Here is a 26,073-nt window from a genome sequence, read left to right on the forward strand (position 1 = left end):
CGGGCAAGCCCGCTCCCACAATGAACCGCGCAGGCTTTTCAAATTTTGAGAAAGACAGTTGCGCCTGCACAGGTGCCGCGTGAGGGTCAGCTACGCGACTCTACCCCTAGCTCGTCCCATACCGACTCCGCCAGGTGGAAGGTGGCATTGGCCGCTGGAATGCCGCAGTAGATCGCGCTCTGCATCAGCACTTCCTTGATCTCGTCGCGGGTCACGCCGTTGTTGGCCGCCGCGCGCAGGTGCAGCTTCAGTTCGTCGTTACGGTTCATGCCGATCAGCATGGCAATGGTGATCAGGCTGCGGGTGTGACGTGGCAGGCCGGGGCGGGTCCAGATGTCACCCCACGCGTGCCGGGTAATCATTTCCTGGAACTCGCCATTGAAGTCGTTGAGCTTTTCCAGGCTGCGGTCCACATGGGCATCGCCCAGTACCGCGCGGCGTACTTGCATGCCGGCGTCGTAGCGTTGTTTCTCGTCCATGGCAGGGTCCTCAGTGAGCCAACAGGAAGGCGAGCACGCGGTGGCTGAACGCCTCGCCAATCTCGACGTTGGACAGGTGCGCTGCCGGGAACTCGACATATTCGGCACCGGCAATACCGGTTTGCATGAACTGGCCGTGCGCCGGGGTGGTTACCACATCTTCAGTCCCTGCCACGATCAACGTCGGCACCTGAATGCGACCGAGTTGCTCACGGAAGTCGGCATCACGCACCGCCGCGCAGTTGCCGGCATAACCCTGGGGGCTGGTCTGCGCCAGCATCTGGCAGATACGCTGGGCCTCTGCGGCTTGTGCCTGGGCAAAGCCTGGGGTGAACCAGCGGGCAATGGACGCATCGCGCAGGTCGACCATGGCCTGCTGGCCGCCCTTGAGCACGGTGTCGATACGGGTGTTCCACACCTCGTCATTGGCGATTTTGGCGGCGGTGTTGCACAAGGTCAGGCTACGCAAGCGCTCACCGGCATTGATGCCCAGCCACTGGCCAATCAGGCCACCCATCGACAAGCCGACAAAGTGCGCCTTGGCAATGTCCAGGCCATCGAGCAACGCCAGCACATCGCGGCCCAGTTGCTCGATGGAATAAGGGCCTTCGGTGACCAGCGATGCACCGTGGCCACGGGTGTCGTAGCGCAGCACCCGGAATTGCTGGGCCCACAGCGGCATCTGGGCGTCCCACATGCCCAGGTCGGTACCCAGCGAGTTGGACAGGACCAGCACCGGGGCGTCTGCCGGGCCATCGAGTTGGTAATTCAAAACGCCATCGGCCAGTTGCAAATGCGCCACAGCGGTCTCCTTCAGGCAGTAAAACGTTGATGTTCGGACACGGCGCGCGCCACCCAGACGCGGGCCTGGCCCAGGTAATGGGCGGGGTCGAGCAAACGATCGAGTTCCTCGGCGGACAGTTCGGCGCTGACCTGCGGCTCGTCACCCAGCACGGCACGCAGGTGACGCTGCTCGGCCACGGCGCGCTGGCAGCATTGCTCCAGCAGGTGGTGGGCGCGGTCGCGGCCCAGGCGCTGTGCCAGCACAATGCTCACCGCCTCGGCCAGCACCAGGCCCTGGGTCAGGTCGAGGTTGCGGCGCATGCGCTCGGCATCCACCTCCATCCCCTCGGCAATCACCTGGGCCTGGCGCAGCGCACCGGAGACCAGGCAGCAGATTTCTGGCAGGGTTTCCCATTCGGCATGCCACAACCCCAGGCTGCGCTCGTGTTCCTGGGGCATGGCGCTGAACATCGTCGAAACCAGCCCCGGCACCCGGGTGGCGGCCCCGATCAGAACGGCGGCCCCCACCGGGTTACGCTTGTGGGGCATGGTCGAAGAGCCGCCCTTGCCCGGCGCGGAAGGCTCGAACACCTCGCCAGCCTCGGTTTGCATCAGCAAGCTGACATCGCGGCCGAACTTGCCCAGGCTGCCGGCGATCATGCCCAGCACCGAGGCAAACTCCACCAAGCGGTCGCGCTGGGTGTGCCAAGGCTGTTCCGGCAGGGCCAGCCGCAGTTGCTCGGCCAGCGCCTCGGCCACCGGCAGCGCCTTGCTGCCCAAGGCCGCCAGGCTGCCCGAGGCGCCGCCGAACTGCAGCACCAGCAAGCGCGGGCGCAACGCCTGCAAGCGCTGGCGATGGCGGGTCACGGCGCCAAGCACCCCGGCCAGCTTCATGCCCAAGGTCACCGGCGTGGCATGTTGCAGCCACGTGCGCCCCACCATGGGGGTGTCGGCGTGCTTCAAGGCCTGCTGCGCCAAGGTTTCGGCAAGCTGGCCAAGGTCGCTTTCCAGCAAGTCGAGGGCAGCGCGCAACTGCAATACCAAGCCGGTGTCCATCGCATCCTGGCTAGTAGCGCCCAGGTGCACATAACGCTCGGCTTCGGGCACGCCGGTGGCGATCACTTTGCCCAACGCCTTCACCAGCGGGATTGCCGAGTTGCCCGCGCTGGCGATGGCATTGGCCAGGGCGCCTACGTCATAGCGCTCGGCCTGGCAGGCCGCCTCGATGGCGGCCACGGCGCTGTGCGGAACCAAGCCGACCGAAGCCTCGGCGCGGGCGAGCGCGGCCTCGAAATCCAGCATGCGCTGCAGGCGGCCACGGTCGGAAAAAACCTCGCGCATGGCCGGCGCGGTGAAGTAGGCGTCGAACAGTTGGTTGCTCATGCAGCTTCCTTAATGATCATGGTGCAGGTACTCGGCCTGCTTCGGCAGGCGCAGGCTGAACAGGAAGGCTATCGCCATCATCGCTGTCACGTACCAGTAGAACGTATTCTCCATACCCATGGTCTTCAGCCCCAGGGCCACGTATTCGGCCGAACCGCCGAATGCTGCGTTGGCCACCGCATAGGCCAGGCCTACACCCAGCGCACGAACTTGCGGCGGGAACATTTCGGCCTTCACCAGGCCGCTGATCGAGGTATAGAAACTGACGATGCACAGTGCCAGGCTGATCAGTACGAAGGCCATGAACGGGCTGGTCACGGTTTTCAACGCCATCAGCAGCGGCACGGTGAACAGCGTTCCCAACGCGCCGAACAGCAGCATGGAATTGCGTCGCCCAATACGGTCGGACAGCATGCCGAAGAACGGCTGCAGCACCATGAACAGGAACAGCGCAGCAGTCATCACATAACTGGCGTTCTTCGCCGTCATGCCAGCGGTATTCACCAGGTACTTCTGCATGTAGGTGGTGAAGGTGTAGAAAATCAGCGACCCACCTGCGGTGTAGCCCAGCACGGTGATGAAGGCTGCAGCGTGGTTGCTGAACAAGCCTTTGATGGTGCCGGCATCCTTGTCCTGACGGGTTTCGGCGCTGCTGGTTTCGTGCAGCGAGCGGCGCAGCATCAACGAGATCAGTGCAGCAATGGCCCCGACCACGAACGGAATGCGCCAGCCCCAGGCACGCAGCTCATCCTCGGTCAGCAGCTGCTGCAGGATCACTACCACCAGCACGGCCAAAAGCTGGCCGCCGATCAGCGTCACGTACTGGAACGAGGCAAAGAAGCCGCGCTGGCCGCGCAGGGCCACCTCACTCATGTACGTGGCGGTGGTGCCGTACTCGCCGCCCACCGACAGGCCCTGGATCAGGCGCGCCAGCAACAGCAGCGCCGGGGCCCAGGTGCCAATGCTGGCATAGGTGGGCAGGCAGGCGATCATCAGCGAGCCGAAGCACATCATCAGCACCGAGATCATCAGCGAGTTCTTGCGGCCATGGCGGTCAGCGAGGCGGCCGAAGATCCAGCCACCAATCGGGCGCATCAAGAAGCCTGCGGCGAATACCCCCGCGGTATTCAGCAACTGCACCGTGGGGTCGTCGGAGGGGAAGAACGCCGGGGCGAAGTAGATCGCACAGAAGGCATAGACGTAAAAGTCGAACCATTCCACCAGGTTGCCCGAAGAGGCACCAACGATAGCGAAGATGCGCTTGCTGCGCTCTTCACCGGTGTAATAGGTTGAAGTCATGGTGAGGTTACTCCTGAAGGGTCACAGGTTAGTCTAGACATACCTGGTAACACCTCGTTCCGCCTTGAAGCTGGCAATTGGCCTTGGGTCGAAGGTGCCGGCCCCTTCGCTGGGCAAGCCTGCTGCCACAGTTTGGCGTTGTGCAGTGGGCAACGGCCATGCTGTGACACCCGGCTTGCCCCACGAAGGGGCCAGGACAGGTCAAACCCGTTCGATGGCCAGCGCCAAGCCTTGGCCGACGCCCACGCACATGGTCGCCAGGCCTTTACGGCCACCGCTTTTCTCCAGTTGATGCAGCGCCGTCAGCACCAGGCGAGCACCGCTCATGCCCAGCGGGTGGCCCAACGCGATCGCGCCGCCATTAGGGTTCACCTGCGGCGCATCATCGGCCACGCCCAGTTCACGCAGCACTGCCAGGCCTTGGCTGGCGAACGCTTCATTGAGCTCGATCACATCGAAATCATTCACCGCCACACCCAGGCGCTCGGTCAGCTTGCGCACTGCCGGGACCGGGCCAATGCCCATCACCCGTGGCGCAACGCCACCGCTGGCCATGCCCAGAACGCGGGCACGCGGGGTAAGGCCATGCTTCTTCACCGCTTCAGCCGAGGCCAGGATCAGTGCTGCCGCACCATCGTTGACGCCCGAAGCGTTGCCGGCGGTGACGGTCTTGTCCGGGCCGTTGACCGGCTTGAGCTTGGTCAACGCTTCCAGGGTGGTCTCCGGGCGCAGGTGTTCATCACGCTCGACGATCACTTCACCCTTCTTGTGGGCGATGCGCACCGGCACGATTTCCTCGGCAAAAAAGCCGGCTGCCTGCGCTGCAGCGGCCTTTTGCTGGCTGCGCAAGGCGAAAGCATCCTGGTCGGCGCGCGATACCTGATAATCGTCGGCCACGTTGTCGGCGGTTTCCGGCATGGAGTCCACGCCGTACTGGCTCTTCATCAGCGGGTTGATGAAACGCCAGCCGATGGTCGTGTCTTCCAGCTTCATGTTGCGCGAATAGCCGCTTTCGGCCTTGCCCATGACGAACGGGGCGCGCGACATCGATTCCACACCCCCGGCGATGGCCAGCTCCATTTCCCCGCTGGCAATGGCGCGGAAAGCAGTGCCAATGGCATCCATGCCCGAAGCACACAGGCGGTTAAGGGTAACGCCCGGAATGCATTCGGGCAGGCCGGCCAGCAGCAGCGCCATGCGCGCCACGTTGCGGTTGTCTTCACCTGCCTGGTTAGCGCACCCGAAAAACACCTCGTCAACCTGGTCCCATTGCACACCGGGGTTGCGCTCGATCAGCGCCTTCAGTGGCACGGCGGCCAGGTCGTCGGCACGCACACCGGCCAGGGCGCCGCCAAAGCGGCCAATCGGGGTACGGATGGCGTCACAGATGAATACGTCTCGCATCAGGCTTCTCCTGCCGGCTGGCCATGGGCCGCGGCGGTACGGGCATCAAGGTCACGCGGGGTGGCAGCTTGATTTCGGTGGGTTCGGTGGTGGTCTGCACGTGGCATTGGAGGCTCCTGGTCAGGGTGCTTCAGTAAGCTCAGATTAAGGAGGCCGGTGGGTAGCTTACAATCCGATAATCGACTATTAGTGCGATTATCGAACTATTTGTTGCCTTGCTACCCACCTTCGTATAGCGCCTGGCCGGCAAGGGCGGCCTCGCTATCAGGTGGCGTCGGCGTGGCTCACCAGCCCTTTCACCACCACCCCAACGGTAGCCAGCGCCGCCGGCACTAGCAGCGCCGTGAGCACCTGCTCGAAGCTCCAGCCCAGGCCCAACAGGGTCGCGCCGCTCCAGGCCCCAAGAATCGCGCCGAAGCGGCCGATGCCCAGCATCCACGATACCCCGGTCGCCCGGCCTTGGGTCGGGTAGAAGCGCGCCGCCAGCGACGGCATGGCCGACTGGGCGCCGTTCACGCACATACCAGCCACCAGCACCAGCGTCGCCAGCAAGGTGATATTGCCCAGGCTCTGCCCTACGGCGTAGGCGAAGACCCCGGCCAGCAGGTAGAAAACGCCGATCACCTTGTGCGGGTTGAAGCGGTCCATGGCCCAACCCACACCGACCGCACTCAGCACGCCACCAAACTGGAACAAAGCACCGATGAAGGCTGCCTGCTCCATGCTCGCGCCACTGTCACGCATCAGGGTCGGTAGCCAGCTGGTCAGCAGATAGACGATCACCAGGCCCATGAAATAAGTCAGCCACAGCAGTACGGTACCCAGGCCGTAGGTGCCAGAGAAAATCACCGAGAACACGTTGCGGGCGGCCACGGCCTTCTGTTCCGGCACGCTGAAGCTGGCCGCCTCGGCCACCACCTGCGGGGCGATCGGCGACAAGGTCTTGCGCACCCTGTCAGTGCCACGGTTACGCACCACCAGGAAGCGCGCCGACTCCGGCAGCCAGACCATCAGCACCACGGCCAGCAGCAACGGCAGCACGCCACCGACTACCAGCAGGCTGTGCCAGCCATAGGCCGGGATCATTTTCGCGGAAATGAAGCCACCGCCGGCCATACCCAGGTTGAAGCCGCAGAACATGCTGGTGACCAGCAGCGACTTGAGCCGCTCTGGGGTGTACTCCGACAGCAGCGTGGTGGCGTTGGGCATACCCGCCCCCAGGCCAAGGCCGGTCAGGAAGCGCAGCACCAGCAGCTGGTCGACGTTGGTGGCATAGGCCGAGGCCAGGCTGAAGCCACCAAATACCAGTACAGCACCCACCAGCACGCCCTTGCGGCCAAAGCGGTCGGCCAGCGGCCCCGAGCCCAGGGCGCCGAAGACCATGCCGATCAACGCGGCACTCATCACCGGGCCCAGGCTGGCACGGTCAATGCCCCATTCCTGCGACAGGGCCGGGGCGATGAAGCCCATGGCGGCCGTGTCCAGGCCATCGAGGAAGACGATCAGAAAGCACAGCAGCACGACCCGCCACTGATAGCGGGACAACGGTTGCTGATTGATGAACGACTGGACGTCAAGGCTCGCGCCGACGTTGGTTTGCGCTTGGTTCATTGTTGTTATCCAGAATAAGGGGCACAGCCAGGCCTTTGCACTCGGCTAGCCGGTACAGGTGGGCAACGCTAGGGAAAATGGCCTGGGTTAGCCTGGATACAACGAAACTGCATGCGGGTGCGAGCGCAGCAGCCTAGGGACAGTATGCATGGTATGTGCCTCATGTTTTTCTTGTTCGGTCGGCACAGCCGACCGTTGCGAGAGACATTAATCAGCGGGCGCAGGTGAAGCAATTCGCCGCGAACGACACTGTGCGTTTATCGCACAGGAAACCGTTTTGCCTGTTCAAAAAACCGCTGGCGCCCGCCCCGCAGGTTGCTGCGCCCCCTCCTTTGAGCGCTCAACCAAACAGCTGGTGGCACAGGTCCCGGCTGGCAGCCAGCAGTATCGGCAAGAAGCGCTGCTCCAGTTCGCTGCGCGTGACCCGCCCGACGTGGGTACTTACGTTCAAGGCTGCCAGCACCTGCCCGGAAGCGTCGTACACCGGCACGGCAATCGAGCGCAGCCCCTGCTCCAGTTCCTGGTCCACCACACACCAGCCTTGGGCGCGGACCTGCTGAATACAGGCGAACAACGATTCGGCATCATGCAAGGTACGGCTGGTGCGCGCCTTGAGGTCGGCCCGCTCCAGGTATTCGCGCAGACTGGTGTCATCCAGCGCCGCCAGCAGAATGCGCCCCATCGACGTGCAGTAGGCGGGCAGGCGCCCGCCCACCGACAAATCGACCGAAATCAGGCGCTCGACCGTGGCCGAACGGGCTATATAAAGGATGTCGTCACCTTCGAGGGTGGCCATGTTGGCCGCCTCGTGCAGCTGGTCGCTGATGCGGTCCAGGTACGGCTGGGCCGAAATCGCCAATGGCGTGGATGACAGGTAGGCATGCCCCAGGGTCAGCACTTTGGGTAGCAGCGAGTAGGTGCGCCCATCCGTGGTGGCATAGCCCAGCTTGATCAGCGTGTGCAGGCAACGGCGCACGGCGGCCCGGGGTATTTCGGTACGGTGGCTGATCTGGGCGATGGTGAGGTGGCGCTTGCGCTCCTGGAAAGCCTGGATCACCGCCAGGCCACGGGCCAGGGATGTCATGAAGTCCGGGTCGCCGGTGAAAGCCTGGATGCGCTTGGCCGGCGAGGCCACGATCGGCGGCGCCATGGCCGCCAACACAGGCCGTGCCGCCTCTGGGCTGGCAGAAGCGTTGTCCACCGTTTCGTCACTCATCGCACACCTCAAAAAAAACGCCGGTTCGTGCGATTATCGAACAAACGGCCGATAATCGCAATTGACCGCTGACACTTTTGCTTATACCTTTCTCCTGCCACATGTGGCTTCTTTGGAGAGACTGGTCAGGTACCCACCATAGAAGTCCCCAGGCAACGGCCTCGCCTTTCGGCGGGGCCGTTTTTAATTCCCCCCTCGTCAGCTTGTTGCCCGAACTTTTATCCGGCATGCCTTTCAAACTTGTAAGAAAGCCCCAACTTGTTTACCGGCACATGCCATAACGTGCGTCGGATGATGGCGGTGCAGGTTAAATAACGATGTTCGGCAAATTATCGGTTGCTATAATCGGCACCACAGTCGTGACGCAATTGTGCCCACGGAACCTTCCGTGGAACCAAGCCGTTGCGGCCGGAACAGGGCGCACAAGCGCATAACGCGTTACCCCCGTGATTACACTTAATTCAGGTACTGCATGTGACGAAAGATGAACTGCGCGCAGAACTCGAGCGCCAGGCTGAACGTTACAAGGATGTCTACGGCGGCGAAGTCACCACCTATGCCGCACAAACGGAACCGGAGCGCAAACCCTGGCGCAAACGCGCCAGCTTGCGCGACCAGGCTTTCAGCCAGGAACTGGAACGGATGGAAAAGGAACTACGCAGCGAGAACCCCTGACCCGGGTCAATGCAGCGCTGTGTTCGCCCGGCTCGCCCGGGCGTGTTGGTCTTATTACCCAAGCGAAGTGAAATGGATTTTCACAAATTTCAAACGATCGTTTTAATTAGCGCCGAAGCTGGACCTTTACGTTTTTGACCTGCTTTTCGCAGCAATTCGCCGATTTAAGCTGAACTTGCCCTGTAATCAAGGGCCGCTCGCAGGGCAGCTTTGGCGCTTTTGGCCGTGCCAACGGCCTGCTGGAGGTGCATCGATTGCCAATGTTTTCTGGCATAATCCCGCCCCCCTATGACCGCCAGACAACCTTCATGATCGATTTATTCAGCGGACTGGATGCCTGGGTATTGGTGAGCCTGCTGCTCGCCTTGACCTTCGTACTCGCCTTCGAGTTCATCAATGGCTTTCATGACACCGCAAACGCGGTAGCTACCGTCATCTATACCAAAGCCATGCCTCCCCACCTCGCCGTGTTCTTCTCCGGCGTGTTCAACTTCTTCGGCGTACTGCTGGGCGGTGTCGGGGTGGCCTACGCCATCGTGCACCTGCTGCCGGTAGAGTTGCTGATCAATGTGAACACCGGGCACGGCCTGGCCATGGTCTTCTCCCTGCTGGCCGCGGCCATCACCTGGAACCTCGGCACCTGGTATTTCGGTATTCCCGCTTCCAGCTCGCACACGCTGATCGGCTCTATTCTGGGTGTAGGTCTGGCCAATGCCCTGATCAACGACATCCCGCTGGGAGACGGCGTTAACTGGCAGAAAGCCATCGACATTGCCATGTCGCTGGTGGTCTCGCCAATGGCCGGCTTCGCCGTAGCCGCCCTGGTGCTGCTCGGCCTGAAGTGGTGGCGCCCGCTGTCGAAGATGCACAAGACCCCCGAACAGCGCCGTAAACTCGACGACAAGAAGCACCCGCCCTTCTGGAACCGCCTGGTCCTGGTGGTTTCTGCCATGGGTGTGAGCTTCGTGCACGGTTCCAACGACGGCCAGAAAGGCATTGGCCTGATCATGCTGGTGCTGATCGGTATCGTTCCGGCCAAGTTCGTGCTCGACCTGAACAGCACCACCTATCAGATCGAGCGTACCCGCGACGCCACGCTGCACATGAGCCAGTTCTACGAGCGCAACGCCGCCACCCTGGGCGAGTTCCTGGCCCTGGGCAAGGCCAAGGCCAGCGACCTGCCGGAACAGTTCAGTTGCAACCCGCAGCAGACCGAGCCGACCATCGCCGCACTGCAAACCTCGTTGCAAGGCGTGACCGACTATCACAGCCTGGCTGCCGAGAAGCGCGTTGAAGTACGCCGCTACCTGCTGTGCCTGGACGACACCGCGAAGAAGGTTGGCAAGCTGCCTGGCCTGGAAGCCCGCGAAAAGGCCGACCTGGAAAAACTGCGCAAGGACCTTACCGCCACCACTGAATACGCCCCGTTCTGGGTAATCGTGGCCGTTGCCCTGGCCTTGGGCCTGGGCACCATGGTGGGCTGGAAGCGTGTGGTGCTGACCGTTGGCGAGAAGATCGGCAAGCAGGGCATGACCTATGCCCAGGGCATGTCGGCACAGATCACCGCGGCCTGTGCCATCGGCATGGCCAACGTGTTCGCCTTGCCGGTGTCGACCACGCATGTGCTGTCGTCCGGCGTGGCCGGCACCATGGTCGCCAACAAAAGCGGCCTGCAAGGTGGCACCGTCAAAACCATCCTGATGGCTTGGGTTCTGACCCTGCCAGCCTCGATGGGCCTGGCGGCCGGCTTGTTCTGGCTGGCGTCCAAGGCCATTGGCTGAGTGACACCGCAATTAGGAAAAGGCGTCCCCCGGGGCGCCTTTTTCATATCGGCAGCTGGGCCCACAGGCACTGCGCAAGGCCCAGGCTCGATACGGTCCAGGTGGCAGCCAACTATTTTTTCTTGCCCCCCAACAACGACCCCATCAACCCCCGCACCAGTTGCCGCCCCAACTGGTTGGCTGCCTGGCGCACCGCCGATTTGATCGCCTGCCCCGCCGCACTCTGCAAGAAATCACCGGCCTTGTCGGCAAAGCTCTCTTCATCGGCCTTCGGTTGCGGCGCCGGCTCCACCGCCTCACCTTTGCGCTGGGTCAGCATTTCATAGGCCGACTCACGGTCCACCGGCTTGTCATAGCGCCCGGCCAGCGGCGAAGCAGCAATCAGCGCACCGCGCTCCGCAGCACTCAACGGCCCGATCCGCGATTGCGGCGGTGCCACCAACACGCGCTGGACCATGGCCGGGGTGCCCTTCTCTTCAAGCGCCCCCAGTAGCGCTTCGCCAATGCCCAGTTCGGTGAGCACGCTCAAGGTGTCGAACGCCGGGTTGGGGCGGAAGCCATCGGCTACCGCCCGCAATGCCTTCTGCTCCTTCGCCGTGAATGCCCGCAAGCCATGCTGAATGCGCAAGCCCAACTGGGCCAGCACCGCATCCGGCAAGTCACCCGGCGACTGGGTGACGAAGAACACACCCACACCTTTGGACCGGATCAGCCGTACCACCTGCTCCAGGCGCTCCTGCAGCGCCTTGGGCGTGCCGTTGAACAACAGGTGCGCCTCGTCGAAGAACAACGCCAGCAGCGGTTTTTCGGCATCGCCGCGCTCGGGCAACTGCTCGAACAATTCAGCCAGCAGCCACAACAGGAAGGTGGCGTAGACCTTGGGGGCTCCATGCACCAAGCGGCTGGCATCAAGCAGGTGGATCCGGCCGCGGCCATCGGGGTCCGGGCGCAGCAAGTCTTCCAGTTGCAACGCCGGCTCGCCGAACAGCGCCTCGGCCCCCTGTTGCTCGAGGGTTGCCAGCCGGCGCAACAAGGCCTGGGTCGAGGCAGTGGTCATCAGCGCGCTGTCTTCACCCAGCAATTGCGGGTTGTCTTTCAGGTGGGCAAGCAGCGCCTTGAGGTCTTTCAGGTCGAGCAGCAAAAGGCCTTCACGGTCGGCCACCTTGAACGCTGCATACAACGCCGCCTGCTGGCTGTCGGTCAGTTCCAGCAAGTTGCCCAGCAGCAGCGGCCCCATTTCACTGAGGGTCGTGCGCAGCGGGTGGCCGGACTGCCCCGCGATATCCCACAACGTCACCGGGTAGGCCCGTGGCGTATGCCCAAGCCACGGCATGCCGGCGATGCGCTCGGCCACCTTGCCCTGCGGTGCACCGGCGGCGCCCAGGCCACACAAGTCACCTTTCACGTCGGCGGCAAACACCGCGACCCCGGCGTCACTGAACACTTCCGCCAGGCGTTGCAAGGTGACGGTCTTGCCTGTACCGGTGGCGCCTGCCACCAGGCCGTGGCGGTTGGCCAGGCGCATGGCTTGCCCGAGCGGCTGGCCATCCGGGCCCGATCCCACAACTATGGTCGAAGTTTCCAACATCTCTTTAATCCCCTGCTCAAGCTTTAACTGAAACCGGCCGATACCTTCGGGTGATATTCGTCTTAGAAGAGAGGAACAACCGAAAAGGGATTTTTCCGGATATTGCACATCCTTGCGGCCTCACTCGTGCGAACGCCCTGATTGAAACCTTAGCGGAACCGATTACGCCATGAATAAAAGCCTGCGTTTCAGCCACAAGATACTGTTGGCCGCCTCACTGATCGTCATACTCGCCTTCAGCCTTTTCACCCTTTACAACGATTACCTGCAGCGTAATGCCATCCGCGAGGACCTGGAAAACTACCTGGCTGAAATGGGTACTTCCACGTCCACCAACATCCGCAACCTGTTCGACGGGCGTATCAAACTGGTGGAAAACCTGGCGCAGAACATTGCCCAGAACCCGGCCAACGCTGAAACATTCATGGGCCAGCGCGCACTGCTCTCCAGCTTCCTGACCGTTTACCTGGGCAAGATCGACGGCGGCTTCAGTGTTCGCCCGGACGCGAAGATGCCCGACGGCTACGACCCTCGCATCCGGCCCTGGTACAAGGATGGCATGAATGCCAGCGGGGCCATGTTGACCGAACCGTACATCGACATGACCACCAACAAGATGGTCATCGGCATCCTCAGCAAGGTCTCCAGCAGCGTGGGTGTGGTCGGTGGCGACCTGGCGCTGGACGGTCTGGTGCAAATCATCAACTCGCTGGACTTTGGTGGTATGGGCTATGCCTTCCTGGTCAATGACCAGGGCAAGATCCTGGTACACCCGGACCAGGCCCTGGTGATGAAGTCGCTGTCAGACCTGTTCCCGCAACACACACCCAAGCTGAGCAACGAACTGACCGAAGTGCAAAGCGACGGCCAGGCACGCTTGCTGACCTTCACCCCGATCACCGGCCTGCCCTCGGCCAATTGGTACATCGGCCTGTCGGTGGACAAGGCCAAGGCCTTCTCGATGCTGAGCACCTTCCGCACCTCGGCAGTGGTTGCCACGGTCGTCGCCGTGGTCATCATCATCGCCTTGCTCGGCTTGCTGATTCGCGTACTGATGCAGCCGTTGCACACCATGACCCGCGCCATGGAAGACATCGCCGAAGGTGAGGGCGACCTGACCAAGCGCCTGCGCATCCATAACCATGATGAATTCGGCATTCTCGGCAACGCCTTCAACCGCTTCGTCGAGCGTATTCACAGCAGCATCCGCGAAGTGTCCTCGGCCACCGAGCAAGTCAACGAAGTGGCGCTGCGGGTGATCAGCGCCTCGAACTCATCAATGACCAACTCCGATGAGCAGGCCAACCGCACCAACAGCGTGGCCGCAGCCATTAACGAACTGGGTGCCGCGGCCCAGGAAATCGCCGGCAACGCTGCCCAGGCCTCGCAGCACGCCAGCTCCGCAAGGCTGCTGGCCGAAGAAGGCCAACAGGTGGTCGAGCGCAACATTGCGGCGATGAACCGGCTCTCGGACCTGATCGTCACCTCCAGCGAACACATCGAGACCCTCAACAGCAAAACCGTGAACATCGGCCAGATTCTGGAAGTGATTACCAGTATCTCCCAGCAGACCAACCTGCTGGCCTTGAACGCCGCCATCGAAGCGGCCCGCGCCGGTGAAGCCGGGCGTGGTTTCGCCGTGGTGGCCGATGAGGTACGCAACCTGGCCCACCGCACCCAGGAATCGGCGCAACAGGTGCAGGCCATGATCGAAGAACTGCAGGTGGGTGCCCGCGCATCGGTGGAAACCATGGATCAGAGCCAGCGCCACAGCACCGACAGCATGCAGATCGCCAACCAGGCCGGCGAACGGCTGGACAGCGTGACCGTGCGCATTGGCGAAATCGATGGCATGAACCAGTCGGTGGCCACCGCCACCGAGGAGCAGACTGCCGTGGTCGAAGCCATCAACATGGATATCAACGAGATCAACATGCTCAACCAGGAAGGTGTGGAGAACCTGCAGGCCACCCTGCGTGCGTGCTCCGACCTGGAGCAGCAGGCCGGGCGCCTGAAGCACCTGGTGGGCAGTTTCCGGATCTAGTCCCACGCGCCCCAGGGGAGCAGGTACACCCCCTCCCCTGGGGCAGCTTGCCGCGCAACCCCGATCGAACAAACTATCCTTCTGAAAGGTCAACCTTTAGGCGTGTCATCGCCGCCAACCAAGCGCCAGATGACAGACCCGAAAGACGATCCCGGAGGGATGCTGATCGTGCACATCGCCGACATCACCATGTTCTACGCCCCCGCCAGCGGTGGCGTACGAACTTATCTTGATGCCAAACATCACCGCCTCGACGCCATCCAGGGCGTACGCCATAGCCTGTTGATTCCTGGTGCCAGCGCCCACAATGCCGACGGCATCTACCAAGTACCGGCACTGCCGCTGCCTTTTGGCAAAGGCTACCGCTTCCCGGTACGCCTGGCCCCGTGGTGCAAGACCCTGCGTTCGCTCAAGCCGGACCTGATCGAGGTCGGCGACCCGTACCTGACTGCCTGGGCGGCGCTGGAGGCCCGGCGCCAGCTGGACGTGCCGGTAATCGGCTTCTACCACTCCGACCTGCCGCTGCTGGTCAGCAACCGCATGGGCAACTGGTTCACGCCCAATGTCGAGGCCTATGTCAGCAAGCTATATGGGAATTTCGACCGGGTGCTGGCCCCCAGCCGGGTCATGGCCGACAAACTGCGCCGCCTGGGTGTGCGCGATGTACACGTACAACCGCTGGGCGTGGACCTGGCCACGTTCCACCCGTCCAAACGCGACGCCAATGTGCGTACCGAGCTGGGTATCGCCGATACCACCCGCCTGCTGATCTACGCCGGGCGTGGCTCCCGGGAAAAGAACCTGCCGGTATTGCTGGCCTGCATGCAGCAGCTGGGCCACCCCTACCACCTGCTGTTGGTGGGCTCCGGCATGCCCGCCAATGTGCCGGACAACGTCAGTGTCATCGGCCAGTTCTGCCCGCCCGAGGAGGTCGCCCGGCTGATGGCCAGCGCCGACCTGCTGGTGCATGCCGGCGACCAGGAAACCTTCGGCCTGGTCATTCTCGAAGCCATGGCCAGTGCAACGCCGGTGGTCGCCGTGCGCGCGGGTGCCTTCGGCGAAATCGTCAATGACCAGTGCGGCCGCCTGTGTACAGCCAACGATGCCCAGGCCATGGCCACAGCCGTGCGCGAGGCATTCGAGGCAGGTGTGCGCAAGCTGGGCGCGCAGGCGCGCCGCCACGTCGAGCAACACTACTCATGGGACAACGTGGTCGCGGGCCTGCTGCAGCACTACCAGGCCGTGCTCGGCCATCAGCCTCTGGTGCGCGCCCATGCTTGAGTCACGCCCCGCACCGCGTAGCCTGATGCTGGTACTGCACGATGTCGCGCCTGAAACATGGCCCGACTACCAACCTTTCGTGGAGGCGGTGGATGCTATCGGCGGTGTGCCCATGACTTGGCTGGTGGTTCCGGACTTTCACCAGCGCAACCCGCTGTTGCGCTCACCGGCGTTCTGCCGCCTGCTTGAACGGCGCCTGGCCGAGGGCGACGAATTGGCGCTGCATGGCTACTACCATGCCGACAACGGCCCACCGCCGCGCACGCCAGGCGACTTCTTCATGCGCCGTATCTATACCCACGAAGGCGAGTTCTATGGCCTTGATCAGCAGCAGGCCCTGCAGCGCCTGGAACAGGGCCTGGCCGTGTTCGCCCAACAGCAATGGCCGGTGGCAGGTTTCGTGGCGCCAGCCTGGTTGATGAGCGAAGGCACCCGCCAGGCGCTGCGCCAGCTGCCTTTGCGCTACACCAGCACACCGCAGCACCTGTACCGCTTGCCCGAGTTCACCCCGATCAAGGCGCCAGGGCTGGTGTGGAGCGCCCGCAGTGCCTGGCGCCGGGGGCTTTCGCGGGCCCTGTGCGACTGGCAGTGCAGACGGTGGCAGAACGCCGAAACCCTGCGCCTGGGCCTGCACCCGGTGGACATGCGCCACCGTAGCTCCCGCGAGTACTGGCTCAATACCCTGCGCACCCTGATTGCCCAAGGTCGCGAACCCCTCACCAAGTCCGCCTGGCTGGACCGACAGGTCAGCGCATGAGCCGTCTGGCCTGGCTAGGCCTGGCACTTGTCGCAGCAATGCTGGTGCCAGCCCTGCTTGGCGGCAGTGACCTGCTGCCCCGGTTGCAAGGGTTCGATCCTGGCCTGTTGCTGACCCTGCTGGGCATGATCCTGCTGTGCTGGGTGATCAACGCCATGCGCCTGCGCCTGTTGCTGGGCCAGCAAGGCGCAAGGCTTGGGTACCTGCGCAGCCTGGGCGTGGTGATGGCCACCGAGTTCGCCATCTGCACCACCCCCGGCGGCAGTGGTGGCCCGTTGACCCTGATGGCGCTGCTGGCACGCGAGCGCATCGGCCCGGCGCGCAGTGGCGCCGTGTTCGCCATGGACCAATTGAACGACCTGCTGTTCTTTTTCTGCGCGATGCTGGCGATTGCGGGCTACGCATTGTTTCACAGCCTGGGCCACAGCCAGCAGAGCATGTTGCTGGGCAGTGCGTTGCTGCTGTGCAGTGCGCTGGTCGGGGTGATCGGCTTGCTGCGCTACCACCGCGCGCTCATGCGCCTCAACGGCAGGCTGCTGCAACGCCTGGGCGTGGCCGCACCGCGCAAGCGCCGCTGGGCCCGCAAACTGCTGCACTTCATCGCCGCACTGGCGCAGACCTGGCAGTTGCCCAAGCGCACGCTGGCGCTGGTGTTCACCCTCACCTGCATCCACTGGGGGCTGCGCTACAGCGTGTTGTACCTGGTATTGCGCGGGTTGGGCGGGGAGCTGGCATGGATCCCCAGCTTTCTGGTGCAGATGCTGTCGCTCAGTGCCGGGCAATTCAGCCTGCTACCGGGCGGGGCAGGTGCGGCCGAGCTGACGTCTGCAAGCCTGCTGACGCCGCTGGTGGGCAGCTCCACCGCCGCCGCGGCGATCCTCATCTGGCGGGCAGTCACTTATTACTTTTACCTGCTGGCAGGCGGGCCGGTGTTCGTGTGCCTGCTGGCGCGTCCGTTGCTGACGCGCTGGCGGCGCCAGGCGGGTTGAGCCGCTGCCACAGTTCGGCGGCGCCGGGGAAATCGGTGCCGTCGGTGTCGGCCAGCGCTTGCGGGTCGTAGCGCGCCAGGCAGCCTTCACCCACGGTGGGCGGGGCCGTAGCGGTGGGTTGGTTGCGCCGTTTGGCCATCGGTATGTTCCTCAAGCGTAGCGATAGGGCTGCCGAGCAGCCCCAAAGGCTTGCAGGCAACCCAACGGTATCAGTCGAAGACCACCGTCTTGTTGCCATGCACAAGCACGCGGTCTTCGAGGTGATAACGCAGGCCACGTGCCAGCACCATCTTTTCCACATCACGGCCAAAGCGAACCATGTCTTCGATGCTGTCAGCGTGGCTGACGCGCACCACATCCTGCTCGATGATCGGGCCGGCATCCAGTTCTTCGGTGACGTAGTGGCACGTTGCACCGATCAGCTTCACCCCACGCAGCGCGGCCTGGTGGTAAGGCTTGGCACCCACGAACGACGGCAGGAAGCTGTGGTGAATGTTGATGACCTTCTCCGCGTAGTCCCGGCACAGTTGCGGCGGCAGGATTTGCATGTAGCGGGCCAGCACCACGACATCGGCCGCGTGCTCTACGACCAGGCGCGACACTTCGGCAAAGGCCGGGGCCTTGTCCTTGGGGTCGACCGGTACATGGAAGAACGGTATGCCGTGCCACTCGACCATGCTGCGCAGGTCGTCGTGGTTGGAAATGACACACGGGATCTCGCAGTCCAGTTCATCGGTATGCCAGCGGTGCAGCAGGTCAGCCAGGCAATGCGACTCGCGGCTGGCCATCAGCACCACGCGCTTTTTCTGCGCCGAGTCGGTAATCCGCCAGGTCATGGAGAACTCTTCGGCAATCGGCGCAAACGCCTCACGGAAGGCTTCGATACCGAAGGGCAATGATTCGGCGCGGATTTCATGACGCATGAAGAACCAGCCGCTCTGCTCATCGGAGTGATGGCTGGCTTCGTTGATCCAGCCATTGTACAAGGCCAGGAAATTACTGACTTTCGCCACGATCCCTACACGGTCGGGGCAGGCGATCACCAGACGATAGGTGCGCATGAATGAGACTCCAGAACTTCGCAAAGGCGCTTATTCTAGCGGCACGCAAGGAAAAGCGCAGTATTGATTGCAGCGGCCGCGGCCACTGTAGCAACCACGCTGGCAATGTGGACACTATCTGACACAGCCGGCGAAATGGCACACGCTAATGTAAATTTTTGTTCATCGGAGAAATATTGTCACAGCTTAATCAACAGTTAATTGCCCAACATTATGTTTACTTGCGAGTATCGGCTGTCTATTATTGCCCCACACATTTCTGAACACGCATTAAGGAACACTCCATGTCCCTGATCAACGAGTACCGCGCCACCGAAGAAGCCATCAAAGAACTTCAGGCTCGCCTGGCCAACCTGTCGCAGGACGACAAGCTGAAGAAAGAGCTGGAGTTCGAAGGCAAACTGCGCAACCTGATGGGCGAGTACTCCAAGTCCCTGCGCGACGTGATTGCCCTGCTCGACCCAGAGTCGAAACTGAGCAAAGCACCGCGTGGCACCGTCAAGGCTGTTGCTACCAAGCGTGCCCGCAAGGTCAAGCAATACAAGAACCCGCACAACGGTGAAGTGATCGAAACCAAAGGCGGCAACCACAAGACCCTGAAAGAGTGGAAAGCCAAGTGGGGCGGCGACGTGGTCGAGAGCTGGGCTACCCTGCTGGACTGATTGTTCAGCCCCTGCCCTCTTATCGCAATACAAAGCGCCGGCACATTGCCGGCGTTTTTGTTTGTCTGGCCTTCAGTCAATTGCAAACTGTTGTTGCAAGTTCCGGGCATGTACTTGCCATGCCTCCAGCACGCGCCGCCCGGCCTCGTCGGCGCGCTCCCAGGCCTGCAGATGCGCCTGCTGGAAATCACCCAATGTGTTCGGCGCCCCCCACTGCGGCTGGCTAAGGCGCTGCTGGCAGAACGCATACCACCGCTGGCGCTCCTCGGGAGTCAAGGTGTCCGGAAAGTTGCGCGCCCGGTAACGGAACAACAGCTCAGGCAAGCGCGGGTCATCGAACAGCCACTGCCCCCGGCCCAATTGCGCCGGTTCCAGCGCACGAACTTGCTCGCATAGACGCCGGTCACGGTCACCAATAAAACCGTTATACAACTGCTGCTCCGGGTCCTCACTCGGCGCGAAATCGTCCTTGCCGTAAATGTGCTCCAGCTTGTCCTGCCATTGCGCCTGTTGATCGGCCAACTGTTCACCGCGCGATTGTAACAACGTCAAGTCGATGCCCAGCCGCTGTTGATCGGCAGGGCGTAATACCGACAGTGGCGCAAGTACCGGGCAGCGATTGATCTGTACCAGTTTAAGCGGCACCGGTAGTTCGCCCTCGGCCAAATCCTCGTGCCGGGTGTACAAGCGCTGACGCAATACTTCAGCACTTTCCCGGAGTAATGGCAGGGTTTCCTGATGCAGGTCGCAGACAATCAGTGCATTGCGATTGTGCGGGTGCCAGGCCAATGGCAAGACCACCCCCAGGTAATTACGCGCTGCTGAAAAACGCCCGGATACATGCACCAGCGGTTGTAGCAAGCGGATCTGTTCCATGACTTTATGCTTGCTGCGCAACTGGAACAGCCAGTCATACAACTTGGGCTGTTTTTGCCGGATCAGTCGCGCCAGGGCAATGGTTGCCCGCACGTCGGAAAGCGCTTCATGCGCATGCCCGTGATCAATGCCGTTGGCCTTGCTCAACAGCTCCAGACGCAGGCTGGTGCGCCCGTCCTGCTGCGGCCACTCGATGCCCTCCGGGCGCAGGGCGTAGGCCGTGCGCACGATGTCGATCAGGTCCCAGCGGCTGTTGCCGCCCTGCCATTCACGGGCATAGGGGTCGAAAAAATTCCGGTACAGGCTGTAGCGGGTCACTTCGTCATCGAAACGCAGGGTGTTGTAGCCCGCCCCACAGGTGCCTGGTTGTGCCAGCTGCGCATGCACGCGGGTCATGAATTCGGCTTCGCACAGGCCCTGCTCGGCCAGTAACTGCGGGGTGATGCCAGTCACCAGGCACGCAGCCGGGTGCGGCAGAATATCGTCGGCGGGGCGGCAGTAAAGGCTGATCGGCTCGTCGATCTCGTTGAGGTCGAAGTCGGTGCGCAGGCCGGCGACCTGCAGCGGCCGGTCACAGCGCGGGTTGATGCCGGTGGTTTCGTAGTCGTGCCAGAAAATGCTGGAGGTCACGGGGTCGTCCTGTCTTGCGAGGTCGACCCGATTCTAACGCGATTCCAGGGCGCCAAGGCTCAGGCAGAGGCGTTGGCCGGGCGGAAGCTGAAATAGTCGCGCAGCGAGCGCACGAAATCGTCGTACTCGCGCGGGGCCTGCAGCAGCATGAAGCCCGAATCGTAATGCCCAGGGGTCTGGTCCTCACTGCACCACAGGCAACTGGCGGTCAGGTTGACGAACTGGAACCCGCCGCCGGCCAGGGGCATGCGAAGTTGCAATTCATAATCGGGCCCTACCAGCACGGGCAGTTGGCTGATGACCATCAGGCCGTCTTCCGAGGCGTTGCCGAGCAGGCCGATTTCCTGGTCGGTAAAGCGGTTGAACACCTTGAGGGCACAAGGGAGCTGATGGCGTTCGATGCGGCGTTTGTTGAACATGATGGCGAGTGTATTCCGTACCTGATGCCAGGAATACAAGGTACTGGCGGTTGTTGTAACAGCTGGGTTACAGATTAGCGCAGCACGCGCTGCGAATCCCGTGAAATAAACCACACCTTTGTATTAGCGCCAAGGTGCAGTAGTCGCCGGCCGGGCCACGGCCGCTTCGGTACCGCGCAAATGGCCGAGCTTCTCCAGCGTGTGCAGGCGGGCCTGGGCGCGATAGGCGTACTCGTTGCGCGGGTATTGCTGGATCAGGTACTGGTAGGTCTGGGCTGCGTCCACGTACAACGCCTGGCGCTCCAGGCACTGGCCGCGCAGCAGCGACACTTCGGGGTGGATGAACGGGCGCGCGCGGCTGGTACGGTCTACTTGTGACAGTTCCAGCATCACCCGCGCGCAATCACCCCGGTCATAGGCGCGATAGGCATTGTTCAGGTGGTGGTCCATGGACCAGCGGGTACAGCCGACAGCACTGGCGGCGAGGGCGAAAACGATCAGGGCTCGCATGGCAATCTCCTTTGATAGCAAACCTATCGGCCGCTGTCGGGTTTTCTTCAGCGGCGCGCGACAAGTGCCAGGCCGCCACGAGCGGCATGAATGCCGCACGCGCTTTTCTCTGTAGCTTACTGCTTGTAGCTTGCAGCTGCCCTACCGCGGAAGTCACAGGTAGTGCAACGGAACAATGACTACAGCGAGATTCAGGAGTAGCCTTTCGCTGCGCTTCACTATAGGAGTCTGTGCATGAGCATCCGCCGTACCAAAATCGTCGCCACCCTTGGCCCCGCCAGCAACTCGCCGGAAGTGATCGAACAGCTGATCCTCGCCGGTCTCGACGTGGCACGCCTGAACTTCTCCCACGGCACGCCGGACGAGCACAAGGCCCGCGCGCGCCTGATCCGCGACATCGCTGCCAAGAACGGCCGCCATGTTGCACTGCTGGGCGACCTGCAGGGTCCGAAGATCCGCATCGCGAAGTTCGCCAACAAGCGCATCGAACTGAAGATCGGTGACAAGTTCACCTTCTCCACCGCCCACCCGCTGACCGAAGGCAACCAGGATATCGTCGGCATCGACTACCCGGACCTGGTCAAGGACTGCGGTGTCGGTGACGAACTGCTGCTCGACGATGGCCGCGTGGTCATGCGCGTCGAAACCGCCACCGCCGATGCCCTGCACTGCGTGGTGATCATCGGTGGCCCGCTGTCGGACCACAAGGGCATCAACCGTAAAGGTGGCGGCCTGACCGCACCGGCCCTGACCGAAAAGGACAAGGCCGACATCAAGCTGGCTGCGGAAATGGACCTGGACTACCTGGCCGTGTCGTTCCCGCGGGACGCCAGCGACATGGAATACGCGCGCAAGCTGCGTGACGAGTCCGGTGGCAGCGCCTGGCTGGTGGCCAAGATCGAGCGCGCCGAAGCCGTCGCCGACGACGAGACCCTGGACAAGCTGATCCTCGCTTCCGATGCCGTCATGGTCGCCCGCGGTGACCTGGGCGTGGAAATCGGCGACGCCGAGCTGATCGCCATTCAGAAGAAGATCATCCAGCACGCTCGCCGCAACAACAAGGCAGTGATCGTGGCGACCCAGATGATGGAGTCGATGATCCAGAACCCGATGCCGACCCGTGCCGAAGTGTCCGACGTGGCCAACGCCGTGCTCGACAACACCGACGCGGTCATGCTGTCGGCGGAAAGTGCTGCCGGTTCGTACCCGATCGAAGCCGTACAGGCCATGGCCCGCATCTGCTCCGGTGCCGAGAAGCACCCGACCAGCCAGCGCTCCAGCCACCGCCTGCACACCACCTTCGAGCGCTGCGACGAAAGCATCGCCCTGGCGGCGATGTACACGGCCAACCACTTCCCGGGCGTGAAGGCGATCATCGCCTTGACTGAAAGCGGCTACACCCCGCTGATCATGTCGCGCCTGCGCTCGCACGTGCCGATTTTCGCGCTCTCGCCGCACCGCGCGACCCAGGCACGGGCCAACATGTTCCGTGGCGTCTACCCGATTGCCTTCGACCCCGCTTCGCTGCCCGCCGACAAAGTCAGCCAGGCAGCTGTCGACGAACTGCTCAAGCGTGGCTTGGTAGAACAAGGCGACTGGGTGATCCTGACCAAAGGGGACAGCTACCACACCATCGGTGGCACCAATGGCATGAAGATCCTGCATGTGGGTGATCCGCTGGTCGGCTGAGCCTGCCTCAAAGGGGGGCCGCTCTGCGGCCCTTCGCGGGCATGCCCGCTCCTACAGGGTATAGCGCTAGCCTCACCCCTGTGGGAGCGGGCGAGCCCGCGAATAGGCCGGCACAATCAACCCGACTGCCTCAGGCATGCTCAACGAAGACGTCAGTAAACACCTGCCCTCGCGGCACCCCGGCAATGAACAGCCGCCGCGCAAACCGGTCCACACTCCCCGCTGCCCCACACACCAGCGCCACCGTCTGCCGCGAAGGCGGGCGCAACCGCGCCAGCGCTTCATCCATCTGCTCTTCCAGCACCAGCTCGACCTGCACGCCCTGCAGCTGCATCAGGGGTTCAGCCAGATAGTGCCCGGCGCTGTTGCGCGCCACATGCAGCACCCGAATCTCGCCGCGATGCCCCTGCCGCACAGCCTCACGCAAGATGCCCCACAGCGGCGCAAGCCCGGTTCCAGCTGCCAGCAGCCAGAGCGGCCGATCCTGCCAATCCAAATCGTAGTGCAACGCACCACCCCTGAATTCGCCCAGGCGCAGCACATCTGCTACCTGCAAACCACGAGCCTTGTCGCAAAAGGCGCCGGGTCGCCGGCAATCGATGTGAAACTCCAGGAAGTCATCTTCCCCCGGCAGGCTGGCCAGTGAATAAGGCCGCGCTACCGAACCATTCCACAGCACCACATGCTGCCCCGCCTGGTAACGCACCGCCCGCTCGGGCCGTAGCCGTACACGCAACACGTCACCGTACCAGTCCAGCGCACAGACGTGCGCCGGCACACCATCGCGCTGCGGGTCGAACAACGCAACCTGCAAGTCCTCGATCACCCTGCACTGGCAAGCCAGGCGCCAGCCCAGGGCGTGCTGGTCCAGGGCCAGGGCCTCAGGCATGGCGTCCAGCGGCTGCCCGGCCTGGCAGTGCACCAGGCAGGCGTGGCAGCTTCCGGCGCGGCAGCTGTAGGGCACGTTGAGCCCGGCCTCGTTCAGGGCATCGAGCAGGTTGCTGCCGGTCGGCACCGCCCAGCGGTGCTCGCCTACGCAAAGTTCGGGCATCTTCAGGTATCTCTTCCCGCTTCAGGTTGTGGGGGGGCGCTCTGCGCGCCCGTCGATAGTAAGGCCAACCACAGGCGTCAGCAGCAAAAAGGATGCCCAGCCCCAACCGACCAAGGTCCAGACCACTCGCAGGTGTGCCACGCGGTGAGGCACGCTATACTGCCGCGCCCTTTTGCGTCGGCCATGCTGCCGGCGCGCCTTTGCAAGGCGTCTCGACATGCTGGTCGGCACCGTCGAGCGTCTCTATGAATGTTCCCGTCTTTAAGAGGAGCGCGCTGCATGACCGTGATCAAGCAAGACGACCTGATTCAGAGCGTCGCCGACGCCCTGCAATTCATCTCGTACTACCACCCCGTCGATTTCATCCAGGCCATGCACGAGGCCTATCTGCGCGAAGAGTCGCCTGCTGCCCGCGACTCCATCGCCCAGATCCTGATCAACTCGCGCATGTGCGCCACCGGCCACCGCCCGATCTGCCAGGACACCGGTATCGTCACCGTGTTCGTGCGCGTGGGTATGGATGTGCGCTGGGACGGTGCCACCCTGAGCGTCGACGACATGATCAACGAAGGTGTGCGTCGCGCCTACAACCTGCCTGAAAACGTCCTGCGTGCCTCGATCCTGGCCGACCCGGCCGGTGCCCGCAAGAACACCAAGGACAACACCCCGGCCGTGATCCACTATTCCATCGTGCCTGGCGACAAGGTCGAGGTCGATGTCGCCGCCAAGGGCGGCGGCTCGGAGAACAAGTCGAAGATGGCCATGCTCAACCCGTCCGACTCGATCGTCGACTGGGTGCTCAAGACCGTACCGACCATGGGTGCTGGCTGGTGCCCGCCTGGCATGCTCGGCATCGGCATTGGCGGTACCGCCGAGAAGGCCGCGGTCATGGCCAAGGAAGTGTTGATGGAGTCCATCGACATTCATGAGCTCAAAGCCCGTGGCCCGCAGAACCGCCTGGAAGAAATCCGCCTGGAGCTGTTCGAGAAGGTCAACCAACTGGGCATCGGTGCCCAGGGCCTGGGTGGCCTGACCACCGTGCTCGACGTGAAGATCATGGACTACCCGACCCACGCCGCTTCGCTGCCGGTGTGCATGATCCCCAACTGCGCCGCCACCCGCCACGCGCACTTCGTGCTCGATGGCTCCGGCCCGGCCGAGCTGGAAGCGCCATCGCTGGACGCCTACCCGGAAATCGTCTGGGAAGCCGGCCCAAGCGCACGTCGCGTCAACCTCGACGATATCACCCCGGAAGAAGTCGCCAGCTGGAAGCCGGGCGAAACCATCCTGCTCAACGGCAAGATGCTGACCGGCCGCGACGCCGCGCACAAGCGCATGGTGGAAATGCTCAACCGTGGCGAAGCGCTGCCAGTGGACCTCAAAGGCCGCTTCATCTACTACGTTGGCCCGGTCGACCCGGTCGGTGACGAAGTGGTTGGCCCTGCCGGCCCGACCACCGCGACCCGCATGGACAAGTTCACCCGCCAGATCCTCGAGCAGACAGGCCTGCTGGGCATGATCGGCAAGTCCGAACGTGGCCCCACCGCGATCGAAGCGATCAAGGACAACAAGGCCGTATACCTGATGGCTGTGGGCGGCGCTGCCTACCTGGTAGCCCAGGCTATCCGCAAGTCCAAGGTACTGGCCTTCGCCGAACTGGGCATGGAAGCGATCTACGAGTTCGAGGTCAAGGACATGCCAGTTACTGTTGCCGTAGACAGCAACGGTGAGTCGGTGCACATCACTGGCCCTGCCCTGTGGCAGAGCAAGATTGCCCAGAGCCTGGCAGTCGAAGTCAAGTAAGCCTGATGTAACAGCGGCGCCTGCTTCGCGGGTGAACCCGCTCCTACAGGGACCTCATGTCCCCGGTGGGAGCGGGTTCACC

22 protein-coding genes and 1 pseudogene are annotated in these 26,073 nt (G+C 62.9%); 10 read left to right on the plus strand and 13 right to left on the minus strand.

Features of this window, described 5'->3' with window-relative positions; all coding sequences use genetic code 11:
* Nucleotides 1–86: 86 nt before the first annotated feature.
* From pcaC to pcaR, 7 genes are all read right to left on the minus strand, one after another.
* Entirely contained in the window at nucleotides 87–479 is a 393-nt protein-coding gene (gene pcaC / locus EGJ22_RS17775; RefSeq protein WP_047583944.1) for a 4-carboxymuconolactone decarboxylase, read from the minus strand.
* A gap of 10 nt (nucleotides 480–489) precedes the next feature.
* Entirely contained in the window at nucleotides 490–1,281 is a 792-nt protein-coding gene (gene pcaD / locus EGJ22_RS17780; protein WP_064314688.1) for a 3-oxoadipate enol-lactonase, read from the minus strand.
* An 11-nt stretch (nucleotides 1,282–1,292) separates the two neighbouring features.
* Nucleotides 1,293–2,645, minus strand: a complete 1,353-nt coding sequence (locus tag EGJ22_RS17785; RefSeq protein ID WP_064314687.1) for a 3-carboxy-cis,cis-muconate cycloisomerase — start codon at nucleotides 2,643–2,645, stop codon at nucleotides 1,293–1,295.
* Nucleotides 2,646–2,654: 9 nt separating this feature from the next.
* Nucleotides 2,655–3,944, minus strand: coding sequence for an MFS family transporter (locus EGJ22_RS17790; protein WP_009685621.1), 1,290 nt, complete (start codon nucleotides 3,942–3,944; stop codon nucleotides 2,655–2,657).
* Between the two features lie 201 nt (nucleotides 3,945–4,145).
* Nucleotides 4,146–5,351 (minus strand): 3-oxoadipyl-CoA thiolase, encoded by a 1,206-nt coding sequence (gene pcaF / locus EGJ22_RS17795; protein WP_172828423.1) that lies wholly within the window; start codon nucleotides 5,349–5,351, stop codon nucleotides 4,146–4,148.
* A gap of 261 nt (nucleotides 5,352–5,612) precedes the next feature.
* On the minus strand, nucleotides 5,613–6,959 hold the full coding sequence (locus tag EGJ22_RS17800) for an MFS transporter (protein ID WP_009685623.1): 1,347 nt from the start codon (nucleotides 6,957–6,959) through the stop codon (nucleotides 5,613–5,615).
* Between the two features lie 340 nt (nucleotides 6,960–7,299).
* On the minus strand, nucleotides 7,300–8,175 hold the full coding sequence (gene pcaR / locus EGJ22_RS17805; RefSeq protein ID WP_009685624.1) for a pca regulon transcriptional regulator PcaR: 876 nt from the start codon (nucleotides 8,173–8,175) through the stop codon (nucleotides 7,300–7,302).
* A gap of 474 nt (nucleotides 8,176–8,649) precedes the next feature.
* On the opposite strand from pcaR, the gene EGJ22_RS17810 reads away from it, so the two are divergent.
* Together EGJ22_RS17810 and EGJ22_RS17815 are read left to right on the plus strand one after the other, a co-directional pair.
* Nucleotides 8,650–8,850, plus strand: coding sequence for a hypothetical protein (locus tag EGJ22_RS17810; RefSeq protein ID WP_009685625.1), 201 nt, complete (start codon nucleotides 8,650–8,652; stop codon nucleotides 8,848–8,850).
* A 308-nt stretch (nucleotides 8,851–9,158) separates the two neighbouring features.
* Nucleotides 9,159–10,631 (plus strand): inorganic phosphate transporter, encoded by a 1,473-nt coding sequence (locus EGJ22_RS17815; RefSeq protein ID WP_009685626.1) that lies wholly within the window; start codon nucleotides 9,159–9,161, stop codon nucleotides 10,629–10,631.
* Nucleotides 10,632–10,743: 112 nt separating this feature from the next.
* Here EGJ22_RS17815 and EGJ22_RS17820 read toward each other — a convergent pair whose 3' ends face one another.
* Nucleotides 10,744–12,219 carry a helicase HerA-like domain-containing protein gene (locus tag EGJ22_RS17820; protein WP_029887352.1) on the minus strand — a complete coding sequence of 492 codons (1,476 nt, stop codon included), beginning with the start codon at nucleotides 12,217–12,219 and terminating at the stop codon, nucleotides 10,744–10,746.
* Nucleotides 12,220–12,388: 169 nt separating this feature from the next.
* On the opposite strand from EGJ22_RS17820, the pseudogene EGJ22_RS26970 reads away from it, so the two are divergent.
* The 5 genes and pseudogenes from EGJ22_RS26970 to EGJ22_RS17840 all read left to right on the plus strand — a co-directional run.
* Nucleotides 12,389–13,405 (plus strand): annotated as a pseudogene (locus EGJ22_RS26970) (cache domain-containing protein); the annotation flags it as partial.
* 93 nt (nucleotides 13,406–13,498) lie between these two features.
* Nucleotides 13,499–14,263 carry a methyl-accepting chemotaxis protein gene (locus EGJ22_RS26975; protein WP_371105818.1) on the plus strand — a complete coding sequence of 255 codons (765 nt, stop codon included), beginning with the start codon at nucleotides 13,499–13,501 and terminating at the stop codon, nucleotides 14,261–14,263.
* A 159-nt stretch (nucleotides 14,264–14,422) separates the two neighbouring features.
* Nucleotides 14,423–15,544, plus strand: a complete 1,122-nt coding sequence (locus EGJ22_RS17830) for a glycosyltransferase family 1 protein (protein ID WP_125920320.1) — start codon at nucleotides 14,423–14,425, stop codon at nucleotides 15,542–15,544.
* Nucleotides 15,537–16,301, plus strand: a complete 765-nt coding sequence (locus EGJ22_RS17835) for a DUF2334 domain-containing protein (RefSeq protein WP_029887349.1) — start codon at nucleotides 15,537–15,539, stop codon at nucleotides 16,299–16,301. The genes EGJ22_RS17830 and EGJ22_RS17835 overlap by 8 nt, the downstream gene beginning before the upstream one ends.
* Nucleotides 16,298–17,290, plus strand: a complete 993-nt coding sequence (locus EGJ22_RS17840; RefSeq protein WP_029887348.1) for a lysylphosphatidylglycerol synthase transmembrane domain-containing protein — start codon at nucleotides 16,298–16,300, stop codon at nucleotides 17,288–17,290. The genes EGJ22_RS17835 and EGJ22_RS17840 overlap by 4 nt, the downstream gene beginning before the upstream one ends.
* A 209-nt stretch (nucleotides 17,291–17,499) precedes the next feature.
* Here EGJ22_RS17840 and purU read toward each other — a convergent pair whose 3' ends face one another.
* Nucleotides 17,500–18,351, minus strand: coding sequence for a formyltetrahydrofolate deformylase (purU, locus tag EGJ22_RS17850; RefSeq protein WP_029887347.1), 852 nt, complete (start codon nucleotides 18,349–18,351; stop codon nucleotides 17,500–17,502).
* 284 nt (nucleotides 18,352–18,635) lie between these two features.
* Here purU and mvaT point away from each other — a divergent pair, with 284 nt between their 5' ends.
* On the plus strand, nucleotides 18,636–19,013 hold the full coding sequence (gene mvaT, locus EGJ22_RS17855; RefSeq protein ID WP_009685634.1) for a histone-like nucleoid-structuring protein MvaT: 378 nt from the start codon (nucleotides 18,636–18,638) through the stop codon (nucleotides 19,011–19,013).
* A gap of 72 nt (nucleotides 19,014–19,085) precedes the next feature.
* On the opposite strand, the gene sbcB is transcribed toward mvaT, so the two are convergent.
* The 3 genes from sbcB to EGJ22_RS17870 all read right to left on the minus strand — a co-directional run bounded on the left by sbcB (nucleotide 19,086) and on the right by EGJ22_RS17870 (nucleotide 21,448).
* Nucleotides 19,086–20,519, minus strand: coding sequence for an exodeoxyribonuclease I (gene sbcB, locus EGJ22_RS17860; RefSeq protein ID WP_029887346.1), 1,434 nt, complete (start codon nucleotides 20,517–20,519; stop codon nucleotides 19,086–19,088).
* Nucleotides 20,520–20,578: 59 nt separating this feature from the next.
* Nucleotides 20,579–20,938, minus strand: a complete 360-nt coding sequence (locus EGJ22_RS17865; protein WP_009685637.1) for a PilZ domain-containing protein — start codon at nucleotides 20,936–20,938, stop codon at nucleotides 20,579–20,581.
* A 123-nt stretch (nucleotides 20,939–21,061) separates the two neighbouring features.
* Nucleotides 21,062–21,448: a tol-pal system YbgF family protein gene (locus EGJ22_RS17870; protein WP_029887345.1), complete on the minus strand. Its 387-nt coding sequence runs from the start codon at nucleotides 21,446–21,448 to the stop codon at nucleotides 21,062–21,064.
* 234 nt (nucleotides 21,449–21,682) lie between these two features.
* On the opposite strand from EGJ22_RS17870, the gene pyk reads away from it, so the two are divergent.
* Nucleotides 21,683–23,137, plus strand: a complete 1,455-nt coding sequence (pyk, locus tag EGJ22_RS17875) for a pyruvate kinase (RefSeq protein WP_009685639.1) — start codon at nucleotides 21,683–21,685, stop codon at nucleotides 23,135–23,137.
* Between the two features lie 130 nt (nucleotides 23,138–23,267).
* On the opposite strand, the gene EGJ22_RS17880 is transcribed toward pyk, so the two are convergent.
* Nucleotides 23,268–24,188 carry an iron-sulfur-binding ferredoxin reductase gene (locus EGJ22_RS17880; RefSeq protein ID WP_029887344.1) on the minus strand — a complete coding sequence of 307 codons (921 nt, stop codon included), beginning with the start codon at nucleotides 24,186–24,188 and terminating at the stop codon, nucleotides 23,268–23,270.
* 279 nt (nucleotides 24,189–24,467) lie between these two features.
* On the opposite strand from EGJ22_RS17880, the gene EGJ22_RS17885 reads away from it, so the two are divergent.
* Nucleotides 24,468–25,991: a fumarate hydratase gene (locus EGJ22_RS17885; RefSeq protein WP_009685641.1), complete on the plus strand. Its 1,524-nt coding sequence runs from the start codon at nucleotides 24,468–24,470 to the stop codon at nucleotides 25,989–25,991.
* Nucleotides 25,992–26,073 lie beyond the last annotated feature (82 nt).

The organism is Pseudomonas sp. p99-361, from assembly GCF_003935475.1.
GTDB lineage: Bacteria > Pseudomonadota > Gammaproteobacteria > Pseudomonadales > Pseudomonadaceae > Aquipseudomonas > Aquipseudomonas juntendi.